Source organism: Azospirillum argentinense (genome assembly GCF_000632475.1).
GTDB classification, from domain to species: Bacteria; Pseudomonadota; Alphaproteobacteria; order Azospirillales; family Azospirillaceae; genus Azospirillum; species Azospirillum baldaniorum.
Genome location: NZ_CP007794.1, coordinates 186527 through 202284 on the forward strand (window position 1 = coordinate 186527; position 15758 = coordinate 202284).

Annotated in this window: 13 protein-coding genes and 1 pseudogene; 5 read left to right on the forward strand and 9 right to left on the reverse strand. The window is 70.0% G+C overall.

Annotated elements, in window-relative coordinates:
• Nucleotides 1–13: 13 nt before the first annotated feature.
• Nucleotides 14–1873 (reverse strand): ABCB family ABC transporter ATP-binding protein/permease, encoded by a 1860-nt coding sequence (locus ABAZ39_RS15080; protein ID WP_040133854.1) that lies wholly within the window; start codon nt 1871–1873, stop codon nt 14–16.
• 244 nt (nt 1874–2117) lie between these two features.
• Between ABAZ39_RS15080 and ABAZ39_RS15085 the strand changes: the two genes are divergently transcribed.
• Entirely contained in the window at nt 2118–4196 is a 2079-nt protein-coding gene (locus ABAZ39_RS15085; RefSeq protein WP_081863067.1) for a methyl-accepting chemotaxis protein, read from the forward strand.
• A 119-nt stretch (nt 4197–4315) separates the two neighbouring features.
• Here the strand turns inward: ABAZ39_RS15085 and ABAZ39_RS15090 are convergent, their stop codons facing one another.
• The 3 genes from ABAZ39_RS15090 to ABAZ39_RS15100 all read right to left on the reverse strand — a co-directional run bounded on the left by ABAZ39_RS15090 (nt 4316) and on the right by ABAZ39_RS15100 (nt 5962).
• Nucleotides 4316–4777, reverse strand: coding sequence for an SH3 domain-containing protein (locus ABAZ39_RS15090; protein WP_040133855.1), 462 nt, complete (start codon nt 4775–4777; stop codon nt 4316–4318).
• Between the two features lie 121 nt (nt 4778–4898).
• Nucleotides 4899–5222, reverse strand: a complete 324-nt coding sequence (locus ABAZ39_RS15095) for an AzlD domain-containing protein (RefSeq protein ID WP_103040714.1) — start codon at nt 5220–5222, stop codon at nt 4899–4901.
• 11 nt (nt 5223–5233) lie between these two features.
• Nucleotides 5234–5962: an AzlC family ABC transporter permease gene (locus ABAZ39_RS15100; RefSeq protein ID WP_040133857.1), complete on the reverse strand. Its 729-nt coding sequence runs from the start codon at nt 5960–5962 to the stop codon at nt 5234–5236.
• Between the two features lie 213 nt (nt 5963–6175).
• Here ABAZ39_RS15100 and trhA point away from each other — a divergent pair, with 213 nt between their 5' ends.
• Nucleotides 6176–6835, forward strand: a complete 660-nt coding sequence (gene trhA / locus ABAZ39_RS15105; RefSeq protein WP_040133858.1) for a PAQR family membrane homeostasis protein TrhA — start codon at nt 6176–6178, stop codon at nt 6833–6835.
• Nucleotides 6836–6889: 54 nt separating this feature from the next.
• Here trhA and clpB read toward each other — a convergent pair whose 3' ends face one another.
• Nucleotides 6890–9520, reverse strand: coding sequence for an ATP-dependent chaperone ClpB (gene clpB, locus ABAZ39_RS15110; RefSeq protein WP_040133859.1), 2631 nt, complete (start codon nt 9518–9520; stop codon nt 6890–6892).
• A 238-nt stretch (nt 9521–9758) separates the two neighbouring features.
• On the opposite strand from clpB, the gene ABAZ39_RS15115 reads away from it, so the two are divergent.
• Entirely contained in the window at nt 9759–10301 is a 543-nt protein-coding gene (locus ABAZ39_RS15115; protein WP_051658142.1) for an NUDIX domain-containing protein, read from the forward strand.
• Nucleotides 10302–10358: 57 nt separating this feature from the next.
• Entirely contained in the window at nt 10359–11153 is a 795-nt protein-coding gene (locus ABAZ39_RS15120) for an MOSC domain-containing protein (protein WP_040133860.1), read from the forward strand.
• A 94-nt stretch (nt 11154–11247) separates the two neighbouring features.
• On the opposite strand, the gene ABAZ39_RS15125 is transcribed toward ABAZ39_RS15120, so the two are convergent.
• Nucleotides 11248–11688 carry a DUF4167 domain-containing protein gene (locus ABAZ39_RS15125; RefSeq protein ID WP_040133861.1) on the reverse strand — a complete coding sequence of 147 codons (441 nt, stop codon included), beginning with the start codon at nt 11686–11688 and terminating at the stop codon, nt 11248–11250.
• Between the two features lie 287 nt (nt 11689–11975).
• Complete coding sequence (gene prmC, locus ABAZ39_RS15130) at nt 11976–12830, reverse strand: peptide chain release factor N(5)-glutamine methyltransferase (RefSeq protein WP_040133862.1); 855 nt, start codon at nt 12828–12830, stop codon at nt 11976–11978.
• 119 nt (nt 12831–12949) lie between these two features.
• Between prmC and ABAZ39_RS37715 the strand changes: the two are divergent.
• Nucleotides 12950–13332: pseudogene (locus ABAZ39_RS37715) on the forward strand (endonuclease domain-containing protein).
• A 10-nt stretch (nt 13333–13342) separates the two neighbouring features.
• Here the strand turns inward: ABAZ39_RS37715 and prfA are convergent.
• Complete coding sequence (prfA, locus tag ABAZ39_RS15140) at nt 13343–14416, reverse strand: peptide chain release factor 1 (RefSeq protein WP_040133863.1); 1074 nt, start codon at nt 14414–14416, stop codon at nt 13343–13345.
• Complete coding sequence (hemA, locus tag ABAZ39_RS15145; protein ID WP_040133864.1) at nt 14391–15716, reverse strand: glutamyl-tRNA reductase; 1326 nt, start codon at nt 15714–15716, stop codon at nt 14391–14393. The genes prfA and hemA overlap by 26 nt, the downstream gene beginning before the upstream one ends.
• Between the last annotated feature and the right edge of the window lie 42 nt (nt 15717–15758).

The window sequence follows — 15758 nt, forward strand, 5'->3', positions numbered from 1 at the left end:
GGTGGGAAAGGGCTCAGGTGGGGGCAAGGACTTCCGGAACCGGTTCCGGCCCCTGGGAGGATTCCTGCTGCCGCGCCCACAATGCGGCATAGGCGCCGCCGCGCGACAGCAGTTCCATGTGGCGTCCCCGTTCGATCACACGCCCGGCCTCCATCACCAGGATCTCGTCGGCATCGATCACGGTGGACAGGCGGTGGGCAATCACCAGCGTGGTGCGGCCCCGGCTGACCTCGCGCAGGTTGGCCTGGATCTCCCGCTCGGTGTGGGTGTCGAGCGCCGAGGTCGCCTCGTCGAACAGCAGGATCGCCGGGTTCTTCAGAATGGTGCGGGCGATGGCGACGCGCTGCTTCTCGCCGCCGGACAGCTTCAGCCCGCGTTCCCCCACCGTGGTCTCGTAACCGTCGGGCAGCGCCATGATGAAATTGTGGATGTGGGCCAGCCGGGCCGCCTGCTCGACCTCCGCCGGGCTGGCGCCGGGGCGGCCATAGGCGATGTTGTAGTAGACCGTGTCGTTGAACAGCACCGTGTCCTGCGGAACGATGCCGATGGCGCCGCGCAACGATTGCTGGGTCACCTCCCGGATGTCCTGCCCGTCGATCAGGATGCCGCCGCCCGACACGTCGTAGAAGCGGAACAGCAGCCGGCCGATGGTCGATTTGCCCGCCCCGGACGGCCCGACGATGGCCACCGTCCGCCCGGCGGGCACGGTGAAGCTCACCCCCTTGAGGATCGGGCGCCGCGGGTCGTAGCCGAACTCCACCCCGTCGAAACGCAGCTCGCCCCCGGTGATGGCCAGCGGGGGAGCGTCCGGCCGGTCGGCCACCTCGCGGTCCACCGACAGCAGCGTCACCATCGACTCCACGTCGATCAGCGCCTGCTTGATCTCGCGGTACACCACCCCGAAGAAGTTCAGCGGCTGGTAGAGCTGGAGCAGGTAGGTGTTCACCAGCACGAAGTCGCCCAGCGTCATCGTGCCGTTGACGATGCCGCGCGCCGCCATGCCCATGACCACCGCCAGCCCCAGCGAGATGATCGCCGACTGGCCGATGTTCAGCAGCGACAGGCTGCGCTGGCTCTTGACCGCCGCCTGCTCGTAGGAGGCCAGCGCCTGGTCGTAGCGCCGGGCCTCGTGCCCCTCGTTGCCGAAATACTTGACGGTCTCGTAGTTCAGCAGGCTGTCCACCGCCTTGGTGTTGGCCTTGTTGTCGGTCTCGTTCATGGCGCGGCGGAACTGGATGCGCCATTCCGACACGAAGAAGGTGTAAGCGATGTAGCTTCCCACCGTGGCGAAGGTTGCCAGCGCGAACCAACCGTCGAACATCCGCCACAGGATCACGCAGACCAGCGTGATCTCGACCAGCGTCGGCACGATGGAGAACAGGGCGTAGCGCAGCAGCGTCTCGATGGCGCGGGTGCCGCGCTCCAGCGAGCGGGTCAGGCCACCGGTCTGCCGCTCCAGATGGAAGCGCAGCGACAGGGCGTGCAGGTGCTGGAAGACCGACAGGGCGACCTTGCGGATCGTGCGCTGGGCGACGTTGGCGAACACCGCGTCGCGCAGTTCGGCGAAGACCAGCGACATCACCCGCGCCAGACCATAGGCGACGATCAGCCCCAGCGGGATCGTCACCAGCGCTCCGGCATCGCCCGGCGACAGGGCGTCGACCGCCCGCTTGTAGAAGATCGGCACCCAGACGTTCGCCACCTTGGCGCCGACCAGCAGGATCAGCGCGACCACGACACGCAACTTGGTCTCGAAGGAATCCCGCGGCCACAGATAGGGGACGAGCGAGCGCAGCGCCGCCATGTCGCCGGTGCTGGACGCGGCCTCCGCATAGGAGGGGGCCGGGCTGGGGTTGCTGGTGCGGCGGCGCATGGAGGAGTCCGGGAAAAGGGTCGGTTGCCAAAGGCGGCTGCCCTAACCTAGGGCCAGTTACCGCGCCAACCAAGGAAGACGGGCCGTGCGCCGGCTGCATGGCGGTCCGCCGGAGCCCTTCCACACGGTGGACGAGAATCGGTCTCTGAAAAATTGCACGCGGACGAATGGATAAAACCGTATTAGACTTATTGTCTATCTCCGTTGGCGAGGGCTGCGGAGCGATTGCCGCATAGGGCCGAACGTGCTGAAAAACCTCTCCCTGACCGCCAAACTGTCCCTGCTGAACGTGCTGGGGCTGTTCATCCTGGCCATCGTGCTGACGCTGGCCTCCAGCCATGTGCTGAGCGACCGCAGCGCCGCCTCCGCGCAGGAGCAGCGGGAACGCAGCATGGCGCTGGCCCACATGCTGCTGAAGCAGAACGGCGCCGACTACAGCCTGCGCGACGGCGCGCTTTACGTCGGATCGGTGCGGGTCGACGGCGACACCCGCATGGTCGACCAGATCCGCGAGCTGACCGGCGGTGCGGCCACGGTGTTCCGCGGCGACACCCGCGTCGCCACCACCGTGCAGAACCCCGACGGCAGCCGGGCCAACGGCACGAAGCTGGGCGCCGGGCCGGTCTTCGACAGCGTCATCACGCAACGCAAGCCCTACCGCGGCGAGGCCGACATCCTGGGCGAGCGCTACTTCACCTCCTACGACCCGCTGCTCGACGCCTCCGGCTCGGTGGTCGGCGTGCTGTTCGTCGGGCTGAAGCGGGCCGACGTGATGAGGGTGGTGGACGAGGTTGAGCGCACCATCCTTGTGGTGGCGCCGCTGGTCACGCTGGCCTTCGGGCTGGTCAGCTTCTTCCTGGTCCGCCGCCAGATGGGCGCGGTGCGGGCGATGAGCGCGACCATGCACGACCTTGCCGCCGACAAGCTGGACGTCGCCGTTCCCGGCCTCGACCGCGGCGACGAGATCGGGCAGATGGCCCAGGCGGTGCAGGTGTTCAAGGACAACGCCATCCAGAAGAAGGCGATGGACGAGGCCGAGCGCGCCCGCCTGGAGGCCGAGCGCCGCGCCGACGAGGCGCAGCGCGCCCGCGAGACGGCCATCGGCGAGGAGATCGCCGCGCTGATCGACGGCGTGTCGAAGGGCGACCTGTCGCGCCGCCTCGACCTGACCGGCAAGGACGGCTTCTACAAGACCATGTCGGCGGGCATCAACCGCCTGACCGACACGGTCGAGGCGGTCATCGCCGATCTCGGCGCAGTGCTCAGCGCGCTCGCCCAGGGCGACCTCAACAAGCGGGTGCAACGCGACTATGAAGGCGCTTTCCAGACGCTGAAGACCGACGTCAACGCCACCTCCGCCAAGCTGTCGGAGATCGTCGGCCAGATCACCCAGGCGGCGGACACCATCGCCTCGGCGGCGGGCGAGGTCTCCATCGGCTCGTCCGACCTTGCGGAGCGGACGGAGCAGCAGGCGTCCTCGCTGGAGGAGACCGCGGCGAGCATGGAGGAGCTGGGGGCGACGGTACGCTCCAACGCCGACAACGCCCAGCGCGCCAACGGCATGGCCGCCGACGCCCACACCGCCGCAGAGTCCGGCGGCACGGTGGCGGGCTCGGCCATCGACGCGATGAAGCGCATCGAGGCGTCGAGCCGCAAGATCACCGACATCATCGGGGTGATCGACGAGATCGCCTTCCAGACCAACCTGCTGGCGCTGAACGCGGCGGTCGAGGCGGCGCGGGCCGGCGACGCGGGCCGCGGCTTCGCCGTGGTGGCCCAGGAGGTGCGCAACCTCGCCCAGCGCTCCGCCCAGGCGTCCAAGGAGATCAAGGGCCTGATCCTGGACAGCGACGCCCAAGTGAAGGACGGGGTGGAGCTGGTCAAGAAGGCCGGCGACGCGCTGGAGGGCATCGTGTCGGGCGTCCAGCAGGTCGCCGGGCTGATCGCCGAGATGGCCTCCGCCTCCTCGGAGCAGGCGGCGGCGCTCGACGAGATCAACGCCACCGTCTCGCAAATGGACGAGATGACCCAGAAGAACGCCGCGCTCGTCGAGGAAACCACCGCCGCCGCTCAGGCCATGGCCGGTCAGGCCAACGACCTGAAGGGGCTGATCGGCTTCTTCAAGCTGGACCCGCGGGCCGTGCCGGTCGCGGTTGCGAGCACCGCTGCGCCACCGCGGCACGTCGCCCCGGTGGCCCGTCCGGCCGCTCCGGCGTCCCGTCCGACCCGCGCCGCGGCCAAGCCGGCGGCTCGCGCAGTGGCCCATTCGGGGGCCGCGCTCAAGCGCAACGTCAGCGAGGATGACGACTGGAAGGAGTTCTGAGGGCCAAAGTCATCATTGCCCCCACCCTAACCCTCCCCCGCTGACGCAGGGGAGGGGACTTTTCTCCCTCCCCCGCCCAGCGGGGGAGGGCCGGGGTGGGGGCAAGCGGTCCCCCCGCCTCAGTTCGCGATCGGCGTCGCCTCGATCTTGCGGCGCGGGGCGGCCTTGATCGAGGGGCCGGCGTTGTCCTCCGGCTTGGCGACGGTGGTCGTCGTGCCCCGGGCGGTCTGGATGGGCGCGCTGCCGCGCAGGCGCAGCAGATGCATCCGCACATAGGCGGTCGACCCCACCGCCTGCACCGCCACCCAGTCGGTGCCGCGGGCACGGCCCAGAACCTTCAAAGGCTGGCCGGGCGGGAAGGTCGCGACGATGGGCGCGCCGTTGCTCGGCTGCGACCGCAGCGCGGTGGTCTTGTCGGTTTCCCACTCGCCGGAAACGGTGTCGAGTCCGGCCGGGGAGGCGCTGGCGGTCCCCTGCACCACGGGCGCGCGGTTGGTCCGCTCGCCCGTCTGGCAGGCGGTCAGCATCACCGCGCAGGCCACGGCGAGGGAGACGGGAACGAGGCGCAGACGTCTGGTCATCACGGACTCGGTTGGGTAGCCCTTTCGATCGGGCGACCATACAGGATGCGCCCCCACCCGCGCCACCGCGCCGCGGCAGAACGGCTATGCACTGTTTGTGGCAGGAAAGTGGCAACCGCCCTTAGGCGAGAACGCCCAGCTGCCAAGTAAAGAAGACGCCCAGCGCCACGGCGATGGTGAGAAGCTGCTTGCCCGTCACCACGCAGGCCAGCACGGCGGCCAGCGCGCCGACCAGCTGCGGGTTCGTCCAGGTCAGCTCCAGCCCCTCGCCGCTCGGCGACAGGATCATCGGCACGATGATGGCGGTCAGCACCGTCACCGGGACGAAGCCCAGCGCCTGCTTCAGCAGCGGTGGGAAGACCACCCGGTCGCCCAGCACGAACAGCGCCGCCTTCACGAAGACGGTGACCGCCGCCATGCCCAGGATCATGACGGTGTTGGTCAGGACGGTCCCGGTCATGCCGCTTCCTCCTCCCGCCGTCCGGCCTCCAGCCCGCCGGAGCGCCAGCGCTGCAGGGCCATCCCGACGGCGACGCCGGCCACCACGGCGGCCATCAGCCCCAGCTTGTAGGGCACCTCCTGCCCCAGATAGGCCACGCCCCCCGCCGCCACCGCCGCCGCGAAGTTGGGCAGGCTGGCGAGCTGCGGCACGACGATGGCGATGAAGGTGGCGACCATGGCGAAGTCGAGCCCCAGCGACTGGAGCTGCGGGAAGGCCGCGCCGAACAGCAGGCCGACCAGGGTCCAGAACTGCCAGTTCGCGTACATTGACAGGCAGGAGCCCAGGAAGTACCAGTGCCCGAGCGGCGCCCGCGGGTGCCGGGCGTAATAGCCGGCCATCACCGCGAAGGTCTCGTCCGTCAGGAAGAAGCCCAGCGTCCAGCGCCAGCGCGCCGGCAGATGCGCGACGTGCGGCAGCAGTGTGGCGGCGTAGAGGGCGTGGCGCAGGTTCACGATGAGGGTGGTCAGCCAGATCACCGCCAGCCCGGCGTGCCCGGCCACCAGACCCAGCGCGATGAACTGGCTGGACCCCGCATAGACCGACAGGGACATGAGCTGCCCCTGCCACGCCGCCAGCGGCCCGGCGGCCACCAGCGTGCCGAAGATCACCCCGAAGGGCGCCGCACCGATGACCATCGGCAGGGTGTCGCGGGCGCCGGCAGCGAAGCTGGATCGTCTGGTCATGATCGTTCTGAAGCGTCTTGTCTGACCGGTCCCTAGAACCGTGTCGGGCTGCGGACCATAGCGCTGCGACGGGCGCGCCGCCCGCCTTTTATTGTCCGGGAGACAAGTCCGACCGTCTCCGCTCACCCTTGCGAGGGGGTACCGATTCCGATGGGGACGGGAATGCCGGGGGGAGGGCTTTCCATCCGCCCGCCTTTCCGGCAGGCTGGTCCCATGAAACCCGATTCCTGCTTCGAGTTTCCCGTTTACACGGCGGGGGAGCGTGCGGCGGACGCGGTCATCCACGCCATCGGCGTGATCGCCGGCCTGATCGGCGCATCCTGGCTGCTGGCTGTGACAGCGGGCCATGCCTCCGCGACCGAGATGGTGTCGCTGGCGGCCTACGGCGCCGGGCTGGTCGGCATGCTGAGCGCGTCGGCCGCCTACAACATGTCCCCGCCGGGGCGGCGCAAGGCGGTGCTGCGGCGGGTCGACCACGCGATGATCTATGTGATGATCGCCGGCAGCTACACCCCCTTCACCTTGAACCGTCTGGACGGCGCCGCGGGAATCCCGCTGGGCGTCGCGGTGTGGGTGGTGGCGCTGGGCGGGGTGGCCCTGAAGCTGTTCGCCTCCTGGCGGTACGAACGGCTGGGCTTCGTGCTCTATCTCGGGCTCGGCTGGGCCATCCTGTCGGTGGCCGAACCGCTGTGGCGGTCGCTGTCGCCGACGACGCTGCTTCTGCTGGCGGTCGGCGGGGTGGTCTACACGGTGGGGGCCTTCATCCACACGCTGGACCGCCTGCCCTACAACATCCCGGTCTGGCACGCGCTGGTCATCGTCGCGGCCTCCTGCCACTTCGCCGCGGTGGCTCGGGAGTTTGCGGTGACGTGACGAACGAAGGGCCTCGCGACAGGCCCCTCGCCGATGACCGTCAATGCACGGCCATCAATGAACCGTCGTCACCGGCTGCGTCGCCGCGCTGCGCACCTGGGCGGAGACGGGCAGGCCGTTGATGGTCAGCTCGCCGCCTTCCGCCCCCACCTTGACCGTCTGGCCGTCGGCGACGCGGCCCTCCAGGATCATGGTGGCCAGCGGATTCTGAAGCTCCCGCTGGATCACCCGCTTCAGCGGGCGCGCGCCGTAGACCGGGTCGTAGCCGGCCTCGGCCAGCCACTGCGTCGCCGCCTCGTCCACCTCCAGCGTGATGTCGCGATCGGCCAGCATGCGGACCAGCCGGCCGAGCTGGATCGTCACGATCCCGCCCATGTGGCTGCGGTCCAGGCGGTGGAACAGCAGGATCTCGTCCAGCCGGTTCAGGAACTCCGGCCGGAAGTGGGCGCGCACCACCTCCATCACTTCGTCGCGCACGGCGCCGCTGTCCTGGCCTTCCGGCTGGGCCGCCAGCACCTCGGAGCCGAGGTTCGAAGTCATGATGATGACCACGTTGCGGAAATCCACCGTCCGCCCCTGCCCGTCGGTCAGGCGCCCGTCGTCGAGCACTTGGAGCAGCACGTTGAAGACGTCCGGGTGGGCCTTCTCGACCTCGTCGAACAGCACGACCTGATAGGGCCGGCGGCGCACCGCCTCGGTCAGCGCCCCTCCCTCCTCATAGCCGACATAGCCCGGAGGCGCGCCGATCATGCGGGCGACCGAGTGCTTCTCCATGTATTCCGACATGTCGAGCCGGACCATCGCCGTCTCGTCGTCGAACAGGAACTCGGCCAACGCTTTGGTCAGCTCCGTCTTGCCGACGCCGGTCGGGCCGAGGAACAGGAAGGAGCCGATCGGCCGGTTGGGGTCCTGCAGGCCGGCGCGGGCGCGGCGGACGGCGTTGGAGACCGCCACGATGGCCTCGTCCTGGCCGATCACGCGGGTCTTCAGGCGGGTCTCCATCGCCAGCAGCTTCTCCCGCTCGCCGGCCAGCATCTTGTCGACCGGCACGCCGGTCCAGCGGCTGACCACGGCGGCGATGTCGCTGTCGCGCACCTCCTCGTTCAGCATGCGGTTGGCGGCGTGGGCCTCCGCCTCCTTCAGACGCTTCTCCAGGTCGGGGATGACGCCGTAGGCCAGCTCGCCGGCCCGTCCCCAATTGCCGTCGCGCTGGGCCTGCTCCAGCTCGGTGCGGGCCTTCTCCAGGTCCTCCTTGATCTTCTGGGCGCCCTGGAGCTGGTCCTTCTCGGCCTGCCACTTGGCGGTCAGCTCGGCGGATTCCTGCTCCAGATCGGCCAGCTCGCCTTCCAGATTGGCGAGCCGGGCGCGCGAGGCGTCGTCGGACTCGCGCTTCAGCGCCTCCCGCTCGATCTTGAGCTGGATGATGCGGCGGTCCAACTCGTCGATGTTCTCCGGCTTGCTGTCCACGGCCATGCGCAGGCGGCTCGCCGCCTCGTCGATCAGGTCGATGGCCTTGTCGGGCAGGAAGCGGTCGGTGATGTAGCGGTTCGACAGGGTCGCCGCCGACACGATGGCCGCATCGGTGATGCGCACGCCGTGGTGCACCTCGTAGCGCTCCTTCAGGCCGCGCAGGATGGAGATGGTATCCTCCACCGTCGGCTCCGGCACGAAGACGGGCTGGAAGCGCCGCGCCAGCGCCGCGTCCTTCTCGATGTGCTTGCGGTACTCGTCCAGGGTGGTCGCGCCGACGCAGTGCAGCTCGCCGCGCGCCAGCGCCGGCTTCAGCATGTTGGAGGCGTCCATGGCGCCGTCCGCCTTGCCGGCGCCGACCAGCGTGTGCAGCTCGTCGATGAAGACGATGATCTCGCCCGCCGCCGCCTGGATCTCCTGGAGCACGGCCTTCAGCCGCTCCTCGAACTCGCCGCGGTACTTGGCGCCGGCCACCATGCCGGCGAGGTCGAGCGACAGCAGCTTCTTGTTCTTCAGCCCTTCCGGCACGTCGCCCTTGACGATGCGCTGGGCAAGGCCCTCGACGATGGCGGTCTTGCCGACGCCCGGCTCGCCGATCAGGACGGGGTTGTTCTTGGTGCGCCGCGCCAGCACCTGGATGGTGCGGCGGATTTCCTCGTCGCGCCCGATGACGGGGTCGAGCTTGCCCTCGCGCGCCGACTCGGTCAGGTCGCGGGCGTACTTCTTCAGCGCGTCGTAGCCCTGCTCGGCGCTGGCGGTGTCGGCGGTGCGGCCCTTGCGCACCTCGTTGATCGCGGTGTTCAGCGCCTGCGGGGTCACGCCCGCGCGCTTCAGCACGGCGGCGGACGGCGTGCCGTCGGCCATGGCGAGCGCCAGCAGGATGCGCTCCGCCGTGACGTAGCTGTCGCCGGCCTTCTTGGCGACCGTCTCGGCCTGCTCGAACACGCGGGACAGTTCCGGCGTCAGATACACCTGCCCGGCCCCGGCACCTTCCACCTTGGGCTGCTTGTCCAGCTCGGCGTCCACGCCCGACAGCGCCAGGGCGGGGTCACCGCCGGCCGCCCGGATCAGGTTGGCGGCCAGGCCTTCCTTGTCGTCCAGAAGGGTCTTCAGCAGATGTTCCGGCGTCAGCCGCTGATGACCGCGCCGCAGGGCCAGGGTCTGCGCCGCCTGCACGAAGCCACGGCTGCGCTCGGTGTATTTTTCGAAGTCCATGTTGTGCTCCCTTCATCGCCGACCGTCCGCGAGGCAGCCCGGTCAGTCCGATCCACGTTACCAGTGCGATCCGCAAGGATGCATGCGTCGCCGTAGATGTGGGAGAGGCCCATCCGTATGCAAGACCCCCCGGTACGCGTGGTTATTGCTTTTGTCGGACCCGCGCCGAAAGGGTGGCTTTCCGCGGCCCGCCGGAAGGGGCTAGGGTTTTCATTCAAAGCCACGGAATGCTTTTTTCATGACGGCGACGCCCACCAGCACCCCGCGCAACCCCGCGCCCACGACCCTGCGGCCCGCCCTGACCACCCCCCTGATGCGGCTGGCCTGGCACGGCCGCAACATGTGGCATTGGGTGGCGCGCCCGCTGACCATGGGGGTGCGGGGGATCATCCTTGACGACTCGGACCCTGGGGGCGGGGCGGCCTCGGTCCTGCTGATCCGCCACAGCTACGTCGGCGGCTGGCATTTTCCGGGCGGCGGAGTCGGAAAAGGGGAGTCCCTGGTGGAGGCCATGAAGCGCGAGGTGCGTGAGGAGGTCGGGTTGACCGTGGAGAGCGGCCCGCAGCCCTTCGGCGTCTACGCCCGCTTCCGGCACGGGGCGAGCGACCATGTGGCGGTCTTCGTCGCGCGCGGATGGTCGGGAACGCTCCAGGCCGACGGGGTGGAGATCCTGGAGGCGCGCTTCTTCCCGCTGGACCGGCTGCCGGAGGACACCTCCCCCGCGACGCGGCGGCGAATCGCCGAGTTCCAGGGTCGGGAGCCTTTGGCCGAGCGCTGGTGACGGTTTTCGATTGCGACGGTTGACAGAAGCGAACCGGTCCCACCATTGTGCGATGCAATGCCCGCGACCGTCGCCGCCATACGCCGCTACCCCGTGAAGGGGCTGAGCGGCCAGGATCTTCCCGCCGTTGACCTCGTCACCGGCCAACCCATTCCCTTTGACCGGCGCTTCGGCCTGCTGCACGGCCCGGCCGCCCTGACCCCGGATGTCGAGGGCTGGCGACCGAACGAGGATTTCTTCACGCTCGACCGGAACGAGAAGCTGGCGCTGCTCGATTCCGAGTTCGACGAGGCCACCCAGTCGCTGATCATCCGGCGCGGCGGCAAGCAGGTGTCGCGCGGGCGTCTGGACCAACCGATGGGCCGGATGCTGGTGGAGCAGTTCTTCGCCGCCTATCTGGCCGGCGCCGCTCCCGGCCTGCCCAAGCTGGCCGAGGCAAGGAATCCGGCGCAGGGCGGCGGCGTCTCCTTCACCGACCGCGAGGAGGCCGCGGTCTCCATCCTCAATCTCGCCAGCGTGCGCGATCTGGAGGAGCGGGTGGCCAAGCAGCCGGTCGATCCGCGGCGCTTCCGCGCCAACCTGATGATCGACGGGCTGGAGCCCTGGGTGGAACGCCAGTGGATCGGCGCGCTGCTGACCGTCGGCGAGGTCACCCTGCGCATCTGCGACCACAAGGATTGCCGGCCCTCCAGCGAGGTCAACCCGGCGACCGGTGCCCGCGACCTCAACACGCTTCCCATTCTGGAGCGCGGTTACGACCACACGCAGTGCGGCGTCTATGCCCGGGTGGTGCATGGCGGCCGGATCGCGGTGGGCGACCCGGTGGCGCTGGCCGACGACCTGCCGGCCTGAAAAAACGCGATCCTGAAACCCGTCAGGCCTGAAACCCATCGGTCCTGAAGCCGGAACTCCCCGACCTCAGGACCGACGGTCATCAAACGGACGGTCAGGCGCTCATCGGGGTGCGTTCGTCGGCGGCCGTCTCGGACTCGTCGCCCATCTCGCCGCCGTCCTCGTCATCCGTCGAACCGCCCAGGCTGGGCTGCGGGCCGAGGCCCGCGGCGCCGACGTTGCCGCGCTGGCGGTTCTCGGATTCCTGGATCTGGTTGATGATGCGGAAATAGTGTTCCGCATGCTGAAGGTAGTTTTCCGCCTGGACGCGGTCGCCGGACGAAGAGGCGTCACGGGCTAGCGCCAGATACTTTTCATGGACCTGCCACGCGTTGCCGCGGATGCGCACGTCCGGACCATTGCTGTCGAAGGTCTGGTGACGCAGCGGAACGTTCTGCCGGCGGTTGCCACCGCCACCTCCGCCGCCGCCACCTCCGCCACCACCGCCGCCGTTGCCACGACCGCGCGAGCGCCTGGAGTTCGGTCCTTGTCTCATTTGGCTCTTATGGCCCCATGTAAGAGAAGTGCAATCCCGCAAACGCCCTGGCTGACCATCCGGTCGCCGGGCCCGCCGCGGAACCAACCGCGGATGGGTCGCAGGGATCAAATCGACGCGCCCAACCGATCAACCGGTCTGCCTTCTCGGACGTCCGCCCAACCGCGCGGGGTTTCCGGAGGCCATGGGTACGCCCTGGGATGATCGTCCCCGGGCCATCGTCGTCCTTGCACCCTACTGGGGACCGCGCGTCAATCCAACCTTTTTTTTGGGGGGATGGGGCGAAATCACGACCGCTTCCACCCCAGGACGCAGCGTTCCACGCCGCCCAGATCCCGGAAGACGCCCGCCGGCTCCAGCCCCGCCACGGCCAGCAGCCCCGCCACGTCCGCCGCCTGCCCCTGCCCGACCTCCAGCCCGGCCAGACCGCCCGGCTGCAGCAAATCCGGCGTTTGCGCGGCGATGATCCGGTAAGCGTCCAGCCCATCGGCGCCGCCGTCCAACGCACGCAGCGGGTCGTGCTCCCGCACCTCCGGATCGAGCGCGGCGATGTCGGCGCTGGGGATGTAGGGCGGGTTGGAGACGACAACGGCGAACCGCTCGGCCAGCCCGGCGCCCCAGTTGCCGGTCTGGAAGCGCGCCCGCTCCGCCAGCCCGTTGCGCGCCGCGTTCTCGGTGGCGGCGGCCACCGCGCCGGGGCTGAGGTCGACGCCGAGGCCGGTGGCGTTGGGCAACTCCGCCAGCAGGGCGAGCAGGATGCAGCCGGTGCCGGTGCCGAGATCGAGCAGCCGCAGCGGGGCGCTCCGGTCCGGCAGCGCCTTCAGCACCGCCTCGACCAGCGTCTCGGTGTCGGGCCGGGGTTCCAGGGTGTCGGGGTTGAGGGCAAGGTCGATCGTCCAGAACTCGCGATGGCCAAGGATGCGCCCCACCGGTTCCCGCGCCGCCCGCCGCTCGACCAGGGCAAGGAGGCGCGCGGCGTCCGGTTCGGGCACGGTGTCGTTGGCCCGGGTGAACAGGTCGTGGCGGGTGAGGCCCAGCGCGTGCTCGACGAGCAGGCGCGCGTCGAGGTCAGGGGTGTCCACCCCGGCCTCGCGCAGGCGGGCCTCGGCGGTGCGGCGGAGTTGCTGAAGCGTGATGGTCATGGTTCCCCCACCCCGACCCTCCCCCGCTGGGCGGGGGAGGGAGATTGAACGCTGCGTCGCTTTGTCCCCTCCACCGCGCAGCGGGGGAGGGTTAGGGAGGGGGCAGGAGGTTGCCCGCCATGCCCCGCATTAAGGAAGACACGCGCGACCGCGCCCGAACCATGCGCCATGTCCCGACCGACGCGGAGCGCAAGCTGTGGTCCATCCTGCGGCGGCGCCAGATTGGTGGATGGTACTTCCGGCGTCAGCACCCGATCCCTCCCTACATCGCCGATTTCGCCTGCGTCGAAGCGCGGCTGGTGGTGGAGGCGGACGGCGGCCAGCACGCCGACCCGCCTACGACTCCACCCGGGACGAGCATCTGCGGCATCACGGCTGGCGGGTCCTGCGCTTCTGGAACAACGACGTGCTGAACAACGCGGAAGGCGTGGCCCGCATGATCGGCGACGCGCTCGGCCCCCTCCCCGACCCTCCCCCGCCGTTGGCGGTGGAGGGGGAATAGATAACCCGCCCTATTGCAGCTCCGACAGCCGCGCCGCCTCGTCTTCGGCCGTCAGCGCGTCGATCAGCTCGTCCAGCGCCTCGCCGGCCATCACCTTCTCGATCTTGTAGAGCGTCAGGTTGATGCGGTGGTCGGTCACCCGCCCTTGCGGAAAGTTGTAGGTGCGGATGCGCTCCGAGCGGTCGCCGGAGCCCACCTGGCTCTTGCGGTCGGCGGCGCGGGCCTTGTCCTTCTCGGCGCGCTCCCGCTCGTAGAGGCGGGCGCGCAGCACCTTCAGGGCCTTGGCCTTGTTCTTGTGCTGGCTCTTCTCGTCCTGCTGGCTGACGACGAGGCCGGTCGGCAGGTGGGTGATGCGCACCGCGCTGTCCGTCGTGTTCACCGACTGGCCGCCGGGGCCGCTGGAGCGGAACACGTCGATGCGCAGGTCCTTCTCGTCGATGTGGATGTCCACCTCCTCCGCCTCGGGCAGCACCGCGACGGTGGCGGCGGAGGTGTGGATGCGCCCCTGCGTCTCGGTCGCCGGGACGCGCTGCACGCGGTGGACGCCCGATTCGAACTTCAGCCGGGCGAAGACGTTGCGGCCGGTGATGTTGGCGATGGCCTCCTTGTAGCCGCCGATGCCGGTCTCGCTGACCTGCATCGTCTCGAACCGCCAGCCCTGAAGCCCGGCGTAGCGGCGGTACATCTCGAACAGTTCCGCGGCGAACAGGGCCGCCTCGTCGCCGCCGGTGCCGGCGCGCACCTCCAGGATGGCGTTCTTCTCGTCCGCCTCGTCCTTGGGCAGCAGGGAAATCTGCACCCGGCGCTCCAGGGCGGGGATGCGGCGGGTGAGGTCGGCAAACTCCTCCTCGGCCAGCGCCTTCATGTCGGCGTCGCCCGCCGGGTCGGCGATCATGCCCGCCAAGTCCGCGGCCTCCGCCTTCGCCTTCTTCAGCTCGGCGATGGCCTCGGCCACCGGGGTCAGGTCGGCGTATTCCTTCGACAGCCGGGCGAAGTCCGCCGGGTCCACCGTCCCCGCCGCCATCGCGTCCCGCAGCTCGTCATGGCGGGCCACGACCCTATTGAACTTCTCGTCCAGGCTCACGTCGCTCGTCCTTATTCAAATCGCTTCCGGCGCCGTTGCCGGCGGGCTCGTCCAGCCGGAACAGCCGGAACAGCAGCCGTTCCGCCGCCGCCCGCTCCGCCAGCCCGGCCCCGCCCGGGTCCGCCGCCATGGCGCGCAGCGCCTCCGACGGGCCGTGCAGCAGCCGGTTGACCAGCAGCCGCGTCGCCGACGCCGCGTCCAGCCCCCGTTGCTCGTCCAGCAGGCGCCGCCGCTCCGTCTCGAAATGCGTCCGCAGCGCCGCCACGGCGGGCACCGCGGCGCGCTCGGCCCGGTGGCGGGCAAAGGCCGCCAGGGCTTCGTCCACGATGGTCCAGGCCGCCTGGGTTGCCGCCTCGCGCCCCACCCGCCCCTGCAGCGCCACGCGCTCCAGATCGGCGAGATCGTAGACGAAGGCCTCGTCCAGCCCGGCGACGTCCGGATCGACGTCGGCGGGGATCGCCGCGTCCACCACGAACACCGGGCGCCGGCGGCGGCGCTTCAACGCCGCCCCCAACTGCGGTGCGGAGAGGATATAGCGCCCCAGACCCGCCGCGGTCACCACGATATCCGCGCTGGTCAGCGCCGAATCGAGATCGGCCCAGGGCGCGAAGTGGCTGTCCATCCGCCGCGCCGCCGCTTCGGCCCGGCGGTCCACCGGGGCGGCGACGATCAGCCGGCCGAGTCCCGCCTCGCGCAGGCCCTCCAGCACCAGGGCGCCCATGTCGCCCAGCCCCATCAGCAGGCCGGTGCAGCGCCTCAGGTCGCCGTGCAGGTCGCGCGCCACCTGGACCGCGGCGGCGACCAGCGAGGTGGCGCCCTCGGCGATCGGCGTCTCGCGGCGCACCCGCTTGGCAGCGCCGTAGGCGGCCTGGAGAAGCCCCTCCAGCTCCGGCCCGGACAGGCCGGCGGCGGCGGCGTGGCGGTGGGCGGCCTTGACCTGCCCCAGGATGTGCGGCTCGCCGACGATCTGGCTGTCGAGCGAGCAGGCGACGGCGAAGACGTGACGCACCGCCGCCGGCCCGGTCAGGGTGTAGAGCTGCCCGGCGAGGTCGGGCTCGCTCAAGCCCACTCGCTCCGCCATGATCCCGGCGATGGTGAGAGCGGCCTCGTTCGGGCGCTCGTGCACCGCCTGGACCTCGACCCGGTCGCAGGTGCTGAGCCACATCGCCTGGGCGATGCCGGCGGCGCTCAGCCGCTCCAGCATCGCCGGCACCTCCGCCTCCTCCGTCGTCAGACGGTCGCGGATCGCGCCGGAGCAGGACCGATGGCTGGCGCCGATGACGAAGTAGGAAGCGGTCACTCTGACTCTGGCCCAGGCCGCGGCACGGCCGACAAGGATGAC

What these genes read in the sequence shown, in the direction of transcription:
- trhA (WP_040133858.1), top strand. Translation starts at nt 6,176, where the DNA reads ATGAAACCCGATTCCTGCTTCGAGTTTCCCGTTTACACGGCGGGGGAG.
- clpB (WP_040133859.1), bottom strand. Translation starts at nt 9,520, where the DNA reads ATGGACTTCGAAAAATACACCGAGCGCAGCCGTGGCTTCGTGCAGGCG.
- ABAZ39_RS15090 (WP_040133855.1), bottom strand. Translation starts at nt 4,777, where the DNA reads ATGACCAGACGTCTGCGCCTCGTTCCCGTCTCCCTCGCCGTGGCCTGC.
- ABAZ39_RS15080 (WP_040133854.1), bottom strand. Translation starts at nt 1,873, where the DNA reads ATGCGCCGCCGCACCAGCAACCCCAGCCCGGCCCCCTCCTATGCGGAG.
- ABAZ39_RS15115 (WP_051658142.1), top strand. Translation starts at nt 9,759, where the DNA reads ATGACGGCGACGCCCACCAGCACCCCGCGCAACCCCGCGCCCACGACC.
- ABAZ39_RS15100 (WP_040133857.1), bottom strand. Translation starts at nt 5,962, where the DNA reads ATGACCAGACGATCCAGCTTCGCTGCCGGCGCCCGCGACACCCTGCCG.
- prmC (WP_040133862.1), bottom strand. Translation starts at nt 12,830, where the DNA reads ATGACCATCACGCTTCAGCAACTCCGCCGCACCGCCGAGGCCCGCCTG.
- ABAZ39_RS15125 (WP_040133861.1), bottom strand. Translation starts at nt 11,688, where the DNA reads ATGAGACAAGGACCGAACTCCAGGCGCTCGCGCGGTCGTGGCAACGGC.
- ABAZ39_RS15120 (WP_040133860.1), top strand. Translation starts at nt 10,359, where the DNA reads ATGCCCGCGACCGTCGCCGCCATACGCCGCTACCCCGTGAAGGGGCTG.